This window comes from Massilia sp. YIM B02769 (assembly GCF_030411995.1).
Classification (GTDB): domain Bacteria; phylum Pseudomonadota; class Gammaproteobacteria; order Burkholderiales; family Burkholderiaceae_D; genus Telluria.
On record NZ_JASNRC010000020.1, the window covers coordinates 35,266 to 51,048 of the forward strand.

At 64.9% G+C, this 15,783-nt stretch carries 11 protein-coding genes; 4 read left to right on the plus strand and 7 right to left on the minus strand.

Annotated elements, in window-relative coordinates; translation table 11 throughout:
• Positions 1–17: 17 nt before the first annotated feature.
• On the minus strand, positions 18–2,897 hold the full coding sequence (locus QPK31_RS24610; RefSeq protein WP_290425533.1) for a TonB-dependent receptor: 2,880 nt from the start codon (positions 2,895–2,897) through the stop codon (positions 18–20).
• A 574-nt stretch (positions 2,898–3,471) separates the two neighbouring features.
• Here QPK31_RS24610 and QPK31_RS24615 point away from each other — a divergent pair.
• Positions 3,472–5,109 carry an NAD(P)/FAD-dependent oxidoreductase gene (locus QPK31_RS24615; protein WP_290425534.1) on the plus strand — a complete coding sequence of 546 codons (1,638 nt, stop codon included), beginning with the start codon at positions 3,472–3,474 and terminating at the stop codon, positions 5,107–5,109.
• A gap of 5 nt (positions 5,110–5,114) precedes the next feature.
• Positions 5,115–5,981 carry a DMT family transporter gene (locus QPK31_RS24620; RefSeq protein ID WP_290425535.1) on the plus strand — a complete coding sequence of 289 codons (867 nt, stop codon included), beginning with the start codon at positions 5,115–5,117 and terminating at the stop codon, positions 5,979–5,981.
• 4 nt (positions 5,982–5,985) lie between these two features.
• On the opposite strand, the gene corA is transcribed toward QPK31_RS24620, so the two are convergent.
• The 5 genes from corA to glnA all read right to left on the minus strand — a co-directional run bounded on the left by corA (position 5,986) and on the right by glnA (position 12,053).
• A complete protein-coding gene (corA, locus tag QPK31_RS24625; RefSeq protein WP_290425536.1) occupies positions 5,986–6,954 on the minus strand; it encodes a magnesium/cobalt transporter CorA in 969 nt (322 codons plus the stop codon).
• A gap of 378 nt (positions 6,955–7,332) precedes the next feature.
• Positions 7,333–8,802, minus strand: coding sequence for a nitrogen regulation protein NR(I) (ntrC, locus tag QPK31_RS24630; RefSeq protein WP_290425537.1), 1,470 nt, complete (start codon positions 8,800–8,802; stop codon positions 7,333–7,335).
• Positions 8,803–8,863: 61 nt separating this feature from the next.
• Positions 8,864–9,946 (minus strand): nitrogen regulation protein NR(II), encoded by a 1,083-nt coding sequence (gene glnL, locus QPK31_RS24635; protein ID WP_290425538.1) that lies wholly within the window; start codon positions 9,944–9,946, stop codon positions 8,864–8,866.
• Positions 9,943–10,476 (minus strand): DUF4124 domain-containing protein, encoded by a 534-nt coding sequence (locus tag QPK31_RS24640; RefSeq protein WP_290425539.1) that lies wholly within the window; start codon positions 10,474–10,476, stop codon positions 9,943–9,945. Before QPK31_RS24640 ends, glnL begins: the two co-directional genes overlap by 4 nt.
• Before the next feature lie 161 nt (positions 10,477–10,637).
• On the minus strand, positions 10,638–12,053 hold the full coding sequence (gene glnA / locus QPK31_RS24645; RefSeq protein WP_290425540.1) for a type I glutamate--ammonia ligase: 1,416 nt from the start codon (positions 12,051–12,053) through the stop codon (positions 10,638–10,640).
• A 342-nt stretch (positions 12,054–12,395) separates the two neighbouring features.
• On the opposite strand from glnA, the gene QPK31_RS24650 reads away from it, so the two are divergent.
• Both QPK31_RS24650 and QPK31_RS24655 read left to right on the plus strand, forming a co-directional pair.
• Positions 12,396–12,854, plus strand: a complete 459-nt coding sequence (locus tag QPK31_RS24650; protein WP_290425541.1) for a rhodanese-like domain-containing protein — start codon at positions 12,396–12,398, stop codon at positions 12,852–12,854.
• A complete protein-coding gene (locus tag QPK31_RS24655; protein ID WP_290425542.1) occupies positions 12,851–13,645 on the plus strand; it encodes a hypothetical protein in 795 nt (264 codons plus the stop codon). Before QPK31_RS24650 ends, QPK31_RS24655 begins: the two co-directional genes overlap by 4 nt.
• A 141-nt stretch (positions 13,646–13,786) precedes the next feature.
• Here the strand turns inward: QPK31_RS24655 and QPK31_RS24660 are convergent, their stop codons facing one another.
• Entirely contained in the window at positions 13,787–15,748 is a 1,962-nt protein-coding gene (locus tag QPK31_RS24660) for a CocE/NonD family hydrolase (protein ID WP_290425543.1), read from the minus strand.
• Positions 15,749–15,783: the final 35 nt, after the last annotated feature.

Here is a 15,783-nt window from a genome sequence, read left to right on the forward strand (position 1 = left end):
GCCGCCGCCCTCCCTTATCAGAAGGTGTAGTTCAGGCCCAGGCTGTAGAAGCGGCCGATGGCACCAGCCTGGTGCAGCGACGCGTTGTACGAGGTCTGGGCGTTGGCGTTGCCGTAGGTGGCGACGTCATACGGCGGTTCCTTGTCGAACAGGTTCAGGATGGCCGCACGCAGGGTCAGGTTGTCGCTCAGCTTGTACTGCAGGTTCAGGTTCGTGGTGGTGAACGAGGAGACGTTGCAGTAGTAGTCAGGCTGCACCAGGCGGCGGAAGTAGGTACGGCCGCCGACGTCGAGCGCGGTCGAGGCGCAGTCGGTCGCGCCCAGGGCCGGGTCGATGGTCGAGAAGCCGCTGGTGTAGTTCACCGTGGCGGTGGCGTCGAACGGACCGCGGTTGTAGCCGATGGTGAACTGGGCGCGGTTCTTCGGATTGCCGGTGGCGCCGCCGACCGAGGATGGACCCTGGGTGCCGGCCAGCTGGTAGGACACGCCCGCCACTTCGGTTTCATAGCCGAAGGTGTGGGCCGCGCTCAGGTTCGCCGTGATGGCGCCCAGCTCGTTAGGCAGGCGCCAGCGGTAACGCACGTCCGCCTCGATGCCGTGGGTCTTGGTGCTGCCCGCGTTGATGTAGGGCGAGGCCGCGTACAGGATAGGACCGACGGCCGGGGTGCCGAGTACCGTCTCGTCGCCGTTGCCGGTGGCGATCTGGACCGGCACCGGGGCACCGCGCACCCAGTCAGGCACGAAGCTCGGATCGTTGCCGGCGCGCGTGACGATCAGGTTGTTGATCTTGATGTTGTAGTAGTCCAGCGACATGTTCAGCCCGCGTACCGGCTCGATGATCACGCCGAAGGTGTAGGACTTCGATTTTTCCGGCGACAAATCGGAGCTGGTGGTCTGCACGTACGGCGGGTTGATGCCGCACGAGGTCGGCACGGTGCCGGCCGGGATCGTGGTCTCGGTGCCGCCGCCCTGCGCGCAACGGATCGGGTCGTCGATCGCGTTGAAGGTGAAGAAGGAACCGGCATTGCCCACTTCGGCCGGGTTCGGCGCACGGAAGCCGCGCGCGAAGTTGCCGCGCACGCCGATCTGCTGCGTCGGACGCCAGATGAAGCCGGCCGAGGGCGTGAACGAGTTGCCGTAGGTGTCGTAGTGGTCGTAACGGCCGGCCAGGGTGACCTCGAGATCCTTGATCGGGGTGGCGCGCAGTTCGGCGAAGGCGGCGGTATTGGTTTCGTCGCCGATGGTGAAGGCCGAGGTGCTGGCCACCAGGCCGTTGGCGGTCAGGCTCGACGGCGGCGCATTCTGCTTGCGCTCGTGCCAGTGCACGCCGGCCGCGACGGCCAGCGGGCCGGCGCCCAGCTGCATCAGTTCGCGCGAGCCGACCAGGTCGGCGTAGTTCAGCGTCGATTCCAGCGTATTGCGGAAGTACGGCGCCACCTGGTCCACCAGCTCCTGTGCGTTGCCGCCGCGAACGTCCCAGACGCCGGCATTGATGGCGTTGTACAGGGCCACGCGGTTGATGTAGCCGCTGTGTTCGGCCTTGGTCTTGACGCGGGTGGCGCCGGCGGAGGCGTTCACGTCCCAGCCGTAGGCGCTGCCGGTCAGGTCGACCGAGAAGCGGGTGGACGTACTGCTGTTGTCGGTGGTGCGCTCGGGCGCCGCGCCAGGGATGTAGCCGTACAGCGAAGCCGCGCCGCCCAGGTTGTTGGTGACGCCGCGGCCGACCGTGGCGCCCGGTGCGAACAGGGTGCTCGGGATGGCGTTCACGCCGCCGGTCAGCACGCCGTTGACCAGGGTGGTGTTACCGGCGAACGATTCCGGCGAGTAGGTGTAAGGCACGCCGCGGTTGTTCTTGCTGTCGCGCTTGAACATCGAACCCTTGAAGGCGATTTCCCAGTCTTCGGTCAGCTTTTTCGTCATGCCAATCATGACGTTGACGTTCTTGGTCGGCGGCTGGATGTAGGTGACGGTATCGCGCACGGTACAGCCGCCGGCGCGGTACAGCGTGTAGTTGCAGCTCGGGTCCAGGAACTGGAAATTGGCCGCATTGCTGGCGCCGCCGGCACCGGCGGTGTTGAACAGGTAGGGGGTGCTGGCTGCCGTCAGGAAGTTGTTTAGGCTGGTAGGCAGGCCCAGGGTCAGATTGTTGCCGCCGCGCCCGGTCCAGTCGCGGTTGGCCCAGCCGTAGGTGTCGCGGTCGGCCACCATGATCGGGTCCTGCATGCGCCATTCGGTGGTGATGAAGGCGTTGTAGCCGTCGGCGTCGAGGTCGCCGATACCGGTGCTGAAGGAGCCGCGCCGGGTCTTGCCGCCGCCGTGCTCGGTGTCGCCGTATTCGGCGCTGAGGCGGGTGCCGGTAAGGTTTTTCTTCAGCTTGATGTTGATGACGCCGGCGATGGCGTCGGAGCCGTACAGCGAGGAAGCGCCGCTCTTCAGGACTTCGATGCTGTCGATGGCGTCGAATGGGATCGAGGACACGTCGACGAAGGAGCGCTGCGAGTCGTCCGACAGCGGATACGGGGCCATGCGGTGGCCGTCGATCAGCACCAGGGTCGCGCCGACGGTCAGGCCGCGCAGCGAGATGCCGGAGGCGCCGTTGGCAAAGGCGCCGGAGAAGCCGGTGCCGAGGGTGCCTGCGCCGTTGGCGGCGAGGTCGACCAGCAGTTCGGCGACCGAGGTCTTGCCGCTCTTCTGGATGTCGGCCGCGGTCAGCACCTGCACCGGGGTCGGGGTTTCGGTGTCGGCACGGCTGATCAGCGAGCCGGTCACCACCACGCGCTGCATGGGCTGGGCTTGCGCCGGGGCTTCCTGGGCCATGGCGGGGCTCATGCCGGCCAGGGCGCCGGTAGCGGCCAGGACCGAAATTGCGTACGGCATCGACTTCAACTTAAACGTCATGAATGCTTCTCCTTCTGGGCTTTTCTCGAGGTTGATTTTTATTGGGCACGCGTACGGGTGTACGGCAATGCTTGTCTCTTTCGAACCTGGCGCGCCGGGGCGCGCTCCCTTCGTTCACGCAGTGCGTGACATACTTTTTTTTCAGGATGCTTCGGTGTTACGTTCAGAAATCTTCGCGACTGGTACGGACCGCTTTGGTGTGACTGTTTTGCTATGCGTAATGAATGAGAATGGATACCCTATATAAATAGTTTATCCACGTCGAAACGTTATCTCAGTGGACACATAAAACCATGTGGAAAGATGGAGTGTCAACGGAACGCGCGAGGGGAAATGTGTAAAAACAACACATGTCCAAAAAGAATTAGATTGATGCAATGCACCAAGAAAGTGCAGGGCTGACGCCAAAAAAGAGCATGCAATGTGGCAACCTCCGGTTAAACCTTGTGGTATAGAAATAACTCAATCGGCAGGATGATCGCGGGATCGCACGCGGGCGACCGATCGGGCATCGCGGCTGAAGTAAAATAGCGGATTGATTTGACCGCCCCCGCTGGCGCCCTACGCGAAACCTATGTTGCGAATTAACGAACTCAAGCTTCCCCTCGACTACCCCGACCACGCCCTGCGCGACGCCATCCTCGCGCGCCTCGGCATCGCCACTGCCGACCTGGTCGACTTCACCGTCTTCAAACGCAGCTACGACGCGCGCAAGAAGGCCGCCATCGTGCTGATCTACGCGATCGACGTCGAGGTGAAGAACGAGGCGGCGGTGCTGAAGCGCCTGCAGGGCGACCAGTACATCGTGCCCTCGCCGGACACCGGCTACAAGTTCGTCGATGCGCCGCGCCCACCGGCCGGCACGCCGCGTCCGGTCGTGGTCGGCACCGGTCCCTGCGGCCTGTTCGTGGCCCTGATCCTGGCCCAGATGGGCCTGAACCCGCTGGTGCTCGAGCGCGGGAAAATCGTGCGCGAACGCACCGTCGACACCTTCGGCTTCTGGCGCAAGCGCAAGCTGAATACCGAGTCGAACGTGCAGTTCGGCGAAGGCGGCGCCGGCACTTTCTCGGACGGCAAACTGTATAGCCAGATCAAGGATCCGAAACATTACGGCCGCAAGGTGCTCACCGAATTCGTGAAATCCGGTGCACCAGAAGAGATCATGTACGTCAGCAAGCCGCACATCGGCACCTTCCGCCTGGTGAAGATGGTCGAGCAGATGCGCGCCGAAATCCTGTCGCTGGGCGGCGAGATCCGCTTCCAGACCCGCGTCGACGACGTGCTGATCAGCGAGCAGAACGGCGTGCGCCAGGTGCGCGGCGTGGTGCTCGCTTCGGGCGAAGAGATCGCCACCAACCACCTGGTGATGGCGGTCGGCCACAGCGCGCGCGACACCTTCGAGATGCTCTACAACCGCGGCGTCTACGTGGAAGCGAAGCCGTTCTCGATCGGCTTCCGCGTCGAGCACCCGCAATCGTTGATCGACGTCTGCCGCTTCGGCCCGAACGCCGGCAACAAGATCCTCGGCGCCGCAGACTACAAGATCGTGCACCACGCCTCGAACGGCCGTTCGGTCTACAGCTTCTGCATGTGCCCGGGCGGCACCGTGGTGGCCGCGTCGTCGGAAGAAGGCCGCGTCGTCACCAACGGCATGAGCCAGTACTCGCGCGCCGAACGCAATGCCAACAGCGCCATCGTGGTCGGCATCACGCCGGAAGACTATCCGGGTCACCCGCTGGCGGGCATTGCCTTCCAGCGCGAGCTGGAGTCGCGCGCCTTTGTCCTCGGCGGCAGCACCTACGATGCGCCGGGCCAGCTGATGGGCGACTTCGTCAAGGGCATCCCGTCCACCGAATTCGGATCGGTGACGCCGTCGTTCCGCCCTGCCGTGCACCTGACCGACCTGGCGCCGTCGCTGCCGGAGTACGCGATCACGGCGCTGCGCGAAGCGTTTGTCGCCTTCGACAAGCAGATCAAGGGCTACTACAAGCACGACGCGGTGCTGACCGGGGTCGAGACCCGCACTTCCTCGCCGATCCGCATCAAGCGCCGCGACGACGACCTGCAAAGCCTGAACACGCGCGGCCTGTTCCCGGCCGGCGAAGGCGCGGGCTACGCGGGCGGCATCATGTCGGCGGCGGTGGACGGCATCCGCGTGGCCGAAGCCGTGGCGCTGGCGATGGGCATGCCCGTCCCTGCCCTGCAGGACTGAGCGCCTTGCAAGCCGCCGCGCCAGCACGGACCGGCAGCGCCGTTGCGCCGCTGCTGGCCGTGGCCGGCTCCATCATTTCCGTGAACTTCGGCGCGGCCTATGCCAAGGGGCTGTTCCCGCTGGTCGGCAGCGCCGGCGTGACCGCCGTGCGCGTGGGCCTGGCGGCGATCCTGCTGCTGGCCTTCTGGCGGCCCTGGCGCGCCCCGCTGGCGCGGCGCGACATCGCCAACGTGGCGATCTACGGCCTGATGCTGGGCTTCATGAACCTTCTCATCTACGCCGCCTTTGCGCGCATCCCGATCGGGATCGCAATCGCCATCGAGGTGATCGGACCGCTGGCGGTGGTGGTGCTGTCCTCGCGCCACCTGCGCGACTTTGCCTGGGTGGCCTGCGCGGCCGGCGGGCTGTATCTGCTGGCGCCGACCACGGCGAATGCCGCGGCGCTCGATCCGGTCGGCGTGGCCGCCGCGCTCGGCGCTGCCTTCTGCTGGGCCATGTACATCGTGTTCGGCAAGCGCGTGTCCACGCTCAAGGGCGGGTATGTCGTGTCGTGGGGGATGCTGGTGGCGGCGATTTGCACGGTGCCGGTCGGTTTTGCCCAGGCCGGCCCTGCCCTGTTCTCGCCGACGGTCCTGCTCGGCGGCCTGGTTGTCGCCGTCTTGTCGAGCATCCTGCCCTACTCGCTTGAGATGATGGCCCTGTCGCGCCTGCCGCGCCGGGTGTTCGGCATCCTGGTCAGCGCCGGGCCGGCCGTGGGTGCGCTGGCCGGCTTCTTCGTGCTGGGCGAGGTGCTGACGCTTGTCCAGTGGCTGGCGATCGGGCTGATCGTGGTGGCCACCGGCGGCAGCGCGGCCACCGCGGGCCGCAGCTAGATCGCTACAGCCAGCCTGCTTTCTTGAAGCGGCGATACATGTAGTAGCTCACTCCGATCATCACCATGATCGCGACCGGATAGCCGTACTTCCACTTCAGCTCGGGCATGAACTCGAAGTTCATGCCCCAGATGCCGGCAAAGGCCGTGAATACGGCAAAGATGGCGGCGTAGGCGGCCAGCTGCTTGTTGATCTCGTTCTCGTCGATGGCGACCATCGACAGCGTCACCTGGATCGCGGTGGCGATGGTGTCGCGGATGGTGTCCAGTCGCCCGGCGATGCGCAGCAGGTGGTCGTGGATGTCGCGGAAATAATCCTGGGCTTCGAAAGCCACCTGCGGCACGCGGCCGCCGTGCAGGCGCCCGACCGCGTCCAGCAGCGGCATCACGGCGTGGCGCAGCACCAGGGTATTGCGCTTCAAATCGTACAGGCGCTCGATGTTGTCGCGCTGGGCGCCCTTGCCGCCGAAAATGCGGTCCTCGATCGATTCGAGGTCGGATTCGAGCTTGTCGATGATCGGGAAGTAGCGGTCGACCACGGCGTCCATCAGCGCATAGAGCACGAAGCCGGAGCCTTTTTTCAGCAGGTGCGGTTCGCGTTCGGCGCGGGCGCGCACGCCGAGGAAACCCTGGGCCGAGTCGCGCCGCACCGACAGCACGTAGTTGGGGCCGACGAAGATCGCGACCTCGCCCGAGCACAGTTCCTCGTGGTCGAGATAGACGGTGCGCACGACGGCGAACAGCGAGTCGCCGTATTCCTCGAGCTTGGGGCGCTGGTGGCCGCGCGAGGCGTCTTCCACGGCCAGCTCGTGCAGGCCGAATTCGTGCTGCATCACGGCCAGCTCGGCGGGGTCGGGATCGCGCAGGGCGACCCAGACGAAGCATTCGGGTTGTTTCAGGTACTCGCTGATATCCTCGACCGGGATATCGGACAGTTTCTTGCCTTCCTGGTAGGCGACGCAGTTGATCAGCATGAAGTGAAAATGGATGGGACAGCGATGCGTGAGCTTACACCATCCGGCCTGCCCAATCGACGCGCCACAATGGCCCGCGGCGCTCAACCGTACGGTGGGCACTCCGTGCCCACGCGGAACGACGCGTCATGTCGGCAAGTTTGAAGCCGCGGGATATGCATTGAGACGCAGCGTGCAAGAGCATGCCGCAACATCCAAACATTGCCAACACAGTATCGCTTTTCGCGTGGGCACGGCGTGCCCACCGTACGGTCCAGGCCGCAGGCCTCATTTAAAGCCGCAGGCCTCATTTAAAGCCGCAGGCCTCATTTAAAGCCGCAGGCCTCATTTAAAGCCGCAGGCCTCATTGAAGCCGCAGGCCTGGAGCCTGCGCGACGTCTACTCTTCCCGCGCCCCGTCTATCCCCAGCTCGACGATCTTGCGCGTGATGGTATTGCGCCCAATCCCCAACCGCATTGCCGCATCGTTCTTGCGCCCATGCGTGTGCTTCAGCGCCGTCTTGATCAGCGCCGACTCGAACTGCTTGCCGAGCGTGTCCATCACCTCGAACTGCCCTGCGCTGAGCATGCTCGCGGCCTGCAGTTCCAGCAATCCGATCCAGCCGTCCGGCGACGGCGGCACGGCCAGCGCCGCCGGCGCCGGCACGCCGCCTTCCGCGAATGCCGGCTGCACCGGCACCGCACTGCCATTCCCCTGCCCCTGCGTCAAATCGCGCGGCAAGTCCTTGATCTCGACCGTCTGCCCCGGCGCCATCACGGTGATCCAGTTGCACAAATTTTCCAGCTGGCGCACATTGCCCGGCAGTTCCAGGCCGGACAAAAACCGCATCGCGCTGTCGCTCATGCGCTTCGGCTCGACGCCCAATTGGTGTGCGCTCTGCACCAAAAAGTGGCGCGCAAGCAAGGGAATATCTTCGCGCCGCTCGCGCAGGCTCGGCAGGCGCAGGCGGATCACGTTCAGGCGGTGGAACAAGTCTTCGCGGAACAGCCCGTCACGCACGCGCTGTTCCAGGTTCTGGTGGGTGGCCGCGATCACGCGCACATTCGCCTTCACCGGCTGGTGCCCGCCGACGCGGTAGAAGTGGCCGTCCGACAGCACGCGCAGCAGGCGCGTCTGCAAATCGAAGGGCATGTCGCCGATCTCGTCGAGGAACAGGGTGCCGTTCTCGGCCTGCTCGAAGCGCCCGCGCCGCATCGCCTGGGCGCCGGTAAAGGCGCCGCGCTCGTGGCCGAAAAGCTCGGATTCCAATAAATCCTTCGGGATCGCCGCCGTGTTCAGCGCAATGAAGGGCTGCTGGGCGCGCGGGCTGTGCTTGTGCAGGGCACTGGCGACCAGTTCCTTGCCGGTGCCGGATTCGCCGGTAATGAGCACGGTGACGTTCGACTGCGACAGGCGGCCAATGGCGCGGAACACTTCCTGCATGGCCGGCGCCAGGCCTAAAATTTCGGGCGTCTCGGCGGGCGGCGCTTCCACGCTGGCTTCGCGCAGGCTTTCTTCCAGGGCGCGGCGGATCAGGGCCACGGCCTTGTCGATGTCGAAGGGTTTTGCCAGGTAATCGAAGGCGCCGCCCTGGAAGGATGCGACGGCCGAATCGAGGTCGGAAAAGGCGGTGATGATGATGACCGGCAGGCCGGGATGGCGTTCCTTGACGGCCTGCAGCAGGTCGATGCCCGATTCGCCGGGCATGCGGATGTCCGACACCAGCACCTGCGGCGTATCGGTTTCGAAAGCGGTCATCGCATCGCGGGCATTCGCGAAGCTGCGCGTCTCGAGATTTTCGCGCGCCAGGGCTTTTTCCAGCACCCACCTGATCGATGCGTCGTCGTCGACAATCCAGATTGGTTTCATGTAGTTCGTGGCTTTCCGCAATGTGGATTCATAAGCGACCGCGGCGTCCTGCCGCAGCGGCTTATGGCAGCGGCAGCAGGATCCTGAAATCCGTCAGTCCTGGCCGGCTTTCGCACTCGATCATCCCCTGGTGCTGTTGCACGAAGGTCTGCGCCAGCGTCAGCCCGAGGCCGCTGCCGCCCTCCCGTCCCGACACCAGCGGGTAGAAGATCCGGTCGCGGATCTCGGGTGCGATACCCGGTCCATTGTCGATGATATGCAAATCTAATGCCAGGCCGTAGCGGACCTTGGCCAGGGTCACCTGGCGCGCCACGCGGGTGCGTAAAACGATCTCGGCGTCGCCCGCCGCAATCCGGTTTGCCAGGGCCTGCGCGGCGTTGTGGACGATGTTCAGCACCGCCTGGATCAGCTGTTCCTTGTCGCCCCTGAATTCGGGAATCGAGGCGTCGTAGTCGCGCCGGATCGTGAGGCCGTTCGGGAACTCGGCCAGCACCAGCGAACGCACGCGCTCGCAGACTTCGTGGATATTCACGTCGCCCACGATGTGGGGCTTGCGGTGCGGCGCCAGCAGGCGGTCGACCAGGGTTTGCAGGCGGTCGGCTTCCTTGATGATCACCTGGGTGTATTCCTTGAGTTCGCCCAGGTGCAGCGGCGGCAGCTCCAGCTCCAGCAGCTGCGCGGCGCCGCGGATGCCGCCCAGCGGGTTCTTGATCTCGTGGGCCAGGTTGCGAATCAGTTCCTTGTTGGCCTGGCTCTGGTCGAGGAAGCGCTCTTCGCGGTCGAGCTTCAGTTGCTGCACGTTCTCGCGCAGTTCGATCAGCACTTCGCCGTTCTCCAGCGCGCTGGCGATGCTGTGCACGTGCAGGGTTTCGCGCCCCGGGCGCTCCAGCGCCAGGTCCTGCCGCAGGTCCGAATATTGATGGGCGCGGGTCTGGTCGCACAGGGCGGCCAGTTCGTCGCCATTGGTGAACAGGCTGGCCACGGTCTGGCGCGACAGCCATTTCAGCGAGGCGTCGAGCATGTTCTCGGCCGCCGGGTTGGCATAGCGCACGCGGTCGTCCGGATCGACCAGCAGCACACTCGATGCCAGCAGTTCGAGACCCGCAAAGCGGGCGGCTTGCGGCGCTGCTTCGTGCTCGTTCATCGGATGTTGCCGATCTCGCGGCGCAGGGCTTCGATGTTGCGCTCGGTGCGGCCGATGTCCTCGCGCATCTGGGCCACGCGTTCCTGGTACTTGGCGTAGTTGCGCTCGTTGCCGTTGCGCGGCGGTTCGCCGTTGTTGAACTCGCGGCGCTGCTCTGCCAGCTTCTGCTCTTCGGCGCGCAGTTCCTCGTTCAGGATTTCGCGGCGGTCGTTGTCGCGGGCGCGCTGCTGGCTGGTGTCGACGCGCGGGAAGTCGGACGGACTCGGGGCCGCGGCTGCTGCACTGCCCGCAGGGCTATTAGTGCGTGCGGCCGGTGCAGGCGCAGGCGCCACGGCACGTGCCGGTGGCGCAGGAATATAGCCCGGCAAGTCGAGCACCTTGCAGCCTTTTTTATTCGAGTCGGTGAATTCGACCCGTCCCTGCGCATCGGTGCATTTGTAGACCTGGGTCTGGGCCTGGGCCGCGCCCGTGATCGTCAATCCGGCTGCCAGCGCCAGCTTCAGGCCGCGGCAGGTCACACTGGTTGTCATTCGCATCGTCAGAGAAGGCACGCGGGGCGCGCGAGGTGAGAGTCCAGCCGAATATACCGCATCGGAATGCAAAACGCGGGGAAAGCCATCGGCTCGCCCCGCGTCCTTTACATTCGCTTACGGTTTTGATGCCGTAGCGCAACAGCTAGCTTGCAGACAAATTACGACGAGTAGTACATGTCGAATTCGACCGGGTGCGGGGTCATGCGCATGCGCTGCACTTCGGCCATCTTCAGTTCCAGGTAAGCGTCGATCATGCTGTCGCTGAACACGCCGCCACGGGTCAGGAACTCGCGGTCCTTGTCCAGGGCTTCCAGGGCTTCTTCCAGCGACGCGCAGACGGTCGGGATCAGCTTGTCTTCTTCCGGCGGCAGGTGGTACAGGTCCTTGGTTGCCGCTTCGCCCGGGTGGATCTTGTTCTGGATACCGTCCAGGCCGGCCATCAGCAGCGCGGCGAAGCACAGGTAGACGTTGGCCAGCGGGTCCGGGAAGCGCACCTCGATGCGGCGGCCTTTCGGGTTTGCCACGTGCGGAATGCGGATCGACGCCGAGCGGTTACGGGCCGAATAGGCCAGCTTGACCGGGGCTTCGTAGCCAGGCACCAGGCGCTTGTACGAGTTGGTGCCCGGGTTGGTGATCGCGTTCAGGGCCTTGGCGTGCTTGATGATGCCGCCGATGTAGTACAGGGCGGTTTCCGACAGGCCGGCATAGCCGTCGCCGGCGAACAGGTTCTTGCCGTCTTTCCAGATCGACTGGTGCACGTGCATGCCCGAGCCGTTGTCGCCGTTCATCGGCTTCGGCATGAAGGTGGCGGTCTTGCCGTAGCTGTGGGCCACGTTCCAGACCACGTACTTCAAGTTCTGGGTCCAGTCGGCGCGCTCGACCAGGGTCGAGAACTTGGTGCCGATTTCGTTCTGGCCGGCGCCGGCCACTTCGTGGTGGTGCACTTCGACCGGGATGCCCAGCGATTCGAGGATCAGGCACATTTCCGAGCGCATGTCCTGGAAGCTGTCGACCGGCGGGACCGGGAAGTAGCCGCCCTTGACGGTCGGACGGTGGCCGCTGTTGCCGCCTTCGAAGTCCTTGTCGGTCGACCAGGACGCTTCTTCGGAGGCGATCTGCACCGAGCTGCCCGACATGTCGCTCTTCCAGCGGACCGAGTCGAAGATGAAGAATTCCGGTTCCGGTCCGAAGAAGACGGTGTCGCCCACGCCCGAGGACTTCAGGTAGGCTTCGGCGCGCTTGGCGATCGAGCGCGGGTCGCGGTCGTAGCCCTTGCCGTCCGACGGTTCGATCACGTCGCACTGCATGAACAGGGTGGTCTCTTCCATGAACGGGTCGAGGTTCGCGGTGTTCGGGTCCGGCATCAGGAGCATGTCCGACGCTTCGATACCCTTCCAGCCGGCGATCGACGAACCGTCGAAGGCGTGGCCGGATTCAAACTTGTCCAGGTCGAAGTGCGATACGGGAACGGTGACGTGCTGCTCCTTGCCGCGGGTATCCGCAAAGCGGAAATCCACGAACTTGACTTCGTTGTCCTTCACCATCTGCATCACATCTGCGGCGGTCTTTGCCATGCGTTTCTCCTGAATGAAAAGGGGTGGTGCCGTCAAGCGGCGGGGTCGTTCCTGTGCGACCAGTCCAGCCAACGTGCGACATACTCAAGCGAAACATATGCAGGAACCATGCCAGCAGCTCGTCATGAATAAATGCGCAATCGTTCTTTGGAAAGCCGTGAGTTTAACCATAAAATCTTCGACGTTAGCGGAAAACGCCATGGTGCAATCCGGCCCGGCCATTGCACCATAATAGTGCAGCACTATAGCATCGCACTATTTTGATGCGTGGCGCACTCTTTCGGCACGATTGTGCAAGATGCGCGCTACGCTAGTGCGTGCAACTTTAATCAAGGAAATACGATGAGCAAGACCGAAGCCATTCTCCACGCCGCACGCGGACGCGCCGCAGGGCAGCCCTACGCCGGCGCCGTCACCCCGCAAGAAGCCTTCGAACTGCTGCGCGCCGACCCGGCAGTCAAGATCGTCGACGTGCGCACCAACGCCGAGCGCGACTGGGTTGGCCGCGTGGCGGTGCCGCCGGCCCAGCACCTCGCCGTGGAATGGGCCACCTGGCCGGGCGGCCAGCCGAATCCCGCCTTCGGTGCGCAGCTCGAAAGCGTGGCCGGCAAGGACGAGGTGCTGCTGTTCCTGTGCCGCTCGGGCGTGCGCTCGCGCCACAGCGCGCGCGTGGCGACCGAGCTCGGCTATGCGAATTCCTTCGATATCCTGGAAGGCTTCGAGGGCGACCGCGATGCGGAAGGCCACCGCAAGACGGTGGGCGGCTGGTGCAAGGCGGGACTGCCCTGGGTGGGCGCATGAAGCCGGGGGCGCTGGATCGGCTGCATGCGGCTTACCTGATGGCAGGCGAAGGGCGGCACCAGGAAGCCCTGGACGAATACGTCTGGTTCCACCAGCATGCGCTGGCCGAGGATCCGTCGCTGGTCGGCGTGCGGCTCTCGTACGGGCTGTTCTACTGGATGGCATTGGCGAGGGTGTATCCACCGGCCAGTGCCGCGCTTGCGGCGCAGCGCGACCGGCATGCGGCTGCCCTGCTCGACGGGTCGGGCAACAGGCAGGCGTTCGATGACCTGGCTGCGATCGACGCCCGTCTCGGCGATGCGGCGCGGACCTATGCGGTGTTCCGCGAGCTGCTGGCGCGCGATCCGGACCTGGCGCAGGCCTGCAGCGGGCGGGCGATGGACGCGATCATCGATGCCGGCGATTTCGCACTGGCGGGTCGTTTCCTGCCCGACCCGGAAGCGTCGGTGCGCAGGGCCGGCGCCGGTTTGAACCGGGATGTGGCAAACCGCCGCGTGCGTGCTTTCACGGCCGCGCCGTGGATCAAGTCCGATATCCTCAACTATGCGAAGGACGTGAAGCGGATCGCGACCGTGCTTGACGGCTGCGGACGGCAGGAGGAAGCGCGGCGTATCACGAGGCTGGCGGCGGACCTGATTCCGGCGACGACGATCCGCCGTGCGGTGCGGGCAGCGCTGCTGCCCGGGGCCAGGCCGTGGTATGAGCGCAGTGCGTTGTCCTTGCGTACTATCGGGACGAAGGAAAAGCTTCGTCATCGACGCCAGCTGGCGAAAGCGGCCCGCGGCGGTTGATTGCGTAGGGTGGGCGCCCCGTGCCCACGCGTGAACTTCGAACATTGCTGGCCTGGTCTTTAGCGCTCCACTGCTCACGCTTCACGCGTGGGCACGGGGCGCCCACCCTACCGGTTCATGCTCTATGGCCCAGTCAGTCAGTCAATTCGCCGGCATCACCATCAACTGCAGGCCCGAGGCCGCATCCGGCTGGTGGTACACGCGCTGGGTCGCCTTCACGAAGTCTTCCGGCTTCGCATTAGGAATACGCGTAAACGTCTGCGGGTTCAAATCGACCAGCGGGAACCACGAACTCTGCACCTGCACCATGATGCGGTGGCCGCGGCGGAAGGTGTGGTTCACCTGGCCGAGTTCATAGCTGAGCGCTTCCACCTTGTTCGGCACCAGCGCCTCCGGCTTCTCAAAGCTGTTGCGGAACTTGGCGCGCAGCGGATTGCCGCGCACCAGCTGCTGGTAGCCGCCCATGGCCAGCGGCGGCGCAACGACGTCGCTGCCCCTGCCCTCGGCTTCCGGCTGCGGATAGTCGGCCGGGTAGACGTCGATCAGCTTCACCACCCAGTCGGCATCGGTGCCGGTGGTCGAGACGAACAGCTTCGGCAGCACCGGCCCGGCAACCGTCACGTCTTCTTCCAGCACCTCGCTCTGGTAGACCAGCACGTCGGGACGCTTGGCGGCGAAGCGCTGGTCCGAGACCATGTATTCGCGCGGCACGCCGGTGGCCGGGTAGCCGATGAAGGGCACCGGCTTTTTCGGGTCGGCCACGTATTCGTCGTAGCCGGCACCCGTCGCCACAGGCGGTTTCCAGTCCAGCTTGCCGTTGGCGCCGAAATACAGCGTGCGTGGTTTCGCCTGCACCGGCGGCCAGGCGCTGTATTGGCGCCAGACGTTGGAGCCGGTCTCGAAAGCCGTCACTTCGGCGATCGCACGCGCCGGCTTCACGCCGCGCAGGTGCTGCTCGAAGAACGGAAACTGCAGGTTCTTGCGGAAGTACTCGCTCGTCTTGCTGTCGAAGTTGACGTAGCCCAGGCGGGCGCCGTCGCCGCGCGCCCAGCCGCCATGGACCCAGGGGCCGATCACCAGGCTGTTGCTGGCGTTCGGATTGTGCCGCTTGATGGCGCCATAGATCGAGAAAGGCCCCTGCGGATCTTCGGCATCGAACCAGCCGCCCACGCTCAAGACCGCCGCCTTGACGTTCTTCATGTGCGGGGTGATCGCGCGCGTTTGCCAGAAGCTGTCGTAAGTGTCGTGCTCGATGTTCGGCATGAAGTAGGTGCGCTGTTCAAGGCTCATGCTGGCGGCGATGTTGGCCAGCGTCAGGCGCTGCAGGAAGAAGTCGTAGCCGTCGGTGGTGCCGTAGTCGAATTCGGTGCGCGCCTTCGGCGGCGGCGCCGGGTTCGGCGCTTCGGTGAAGGAGGCGTAGAAATCGAAGTTCGCGGCCAGCATGAAGGCGCCACCGTGGTAGGAGTCGTCGCCCATGTACAGGTCGGCGATCGGCGCCTGCGGCGAGGCGGCCTTGATCGCCGGGTGCGAATCGATGATGCTGGCCGCCGTGTAGAAGCCCGGATAGCTGATGCCGTAGAGGCCCACCTTGCCGTTGTTGTTCGGGACGTGCTTCAGCAGCCAGGCCACGGTGTCGTGCATGTCCTCGCTCTCGACGCCCTCGCCCGGCGCGCGCTTGCTGTCGTTTGCACTGCGGTGCGGCGTCATTTCCTGCCACTTCCCTTCCGACATGTAGCGCCCGCGCACGTCCTGCTTCACGAAGATGTAGCCGGCTTCCTCGAATTCGCGCGACGGGCCGATCGCCTGCGGCATCCAGTCGACGCCGTAGCGCAGCGCGTCCTGGGCATACACGCCGGCGCTGTAGGGCGTGCGCTGCATCAGGAAGGGGTAGCGCTGCGACCCGTCCTTCGGCACGTAGACGACCGTGAACAGCTTCACGCCGTCGCGCATCGGGATGCGGTATTCGTGCTTGGTGTAGCTGTCCTTCAGGCTGCGCTTGACGGCGGGGGCGTCCGCGTCGTCGGCAGCATGGACTGGAATGGCGCCGGCGCCGAAGGCCAGCATCAGGCTGATGGAAAGAACGGACAGCGGACGGCGAAGCATGGTGACCTTTGCGGATGAACGAAGCCCGCCAGTGT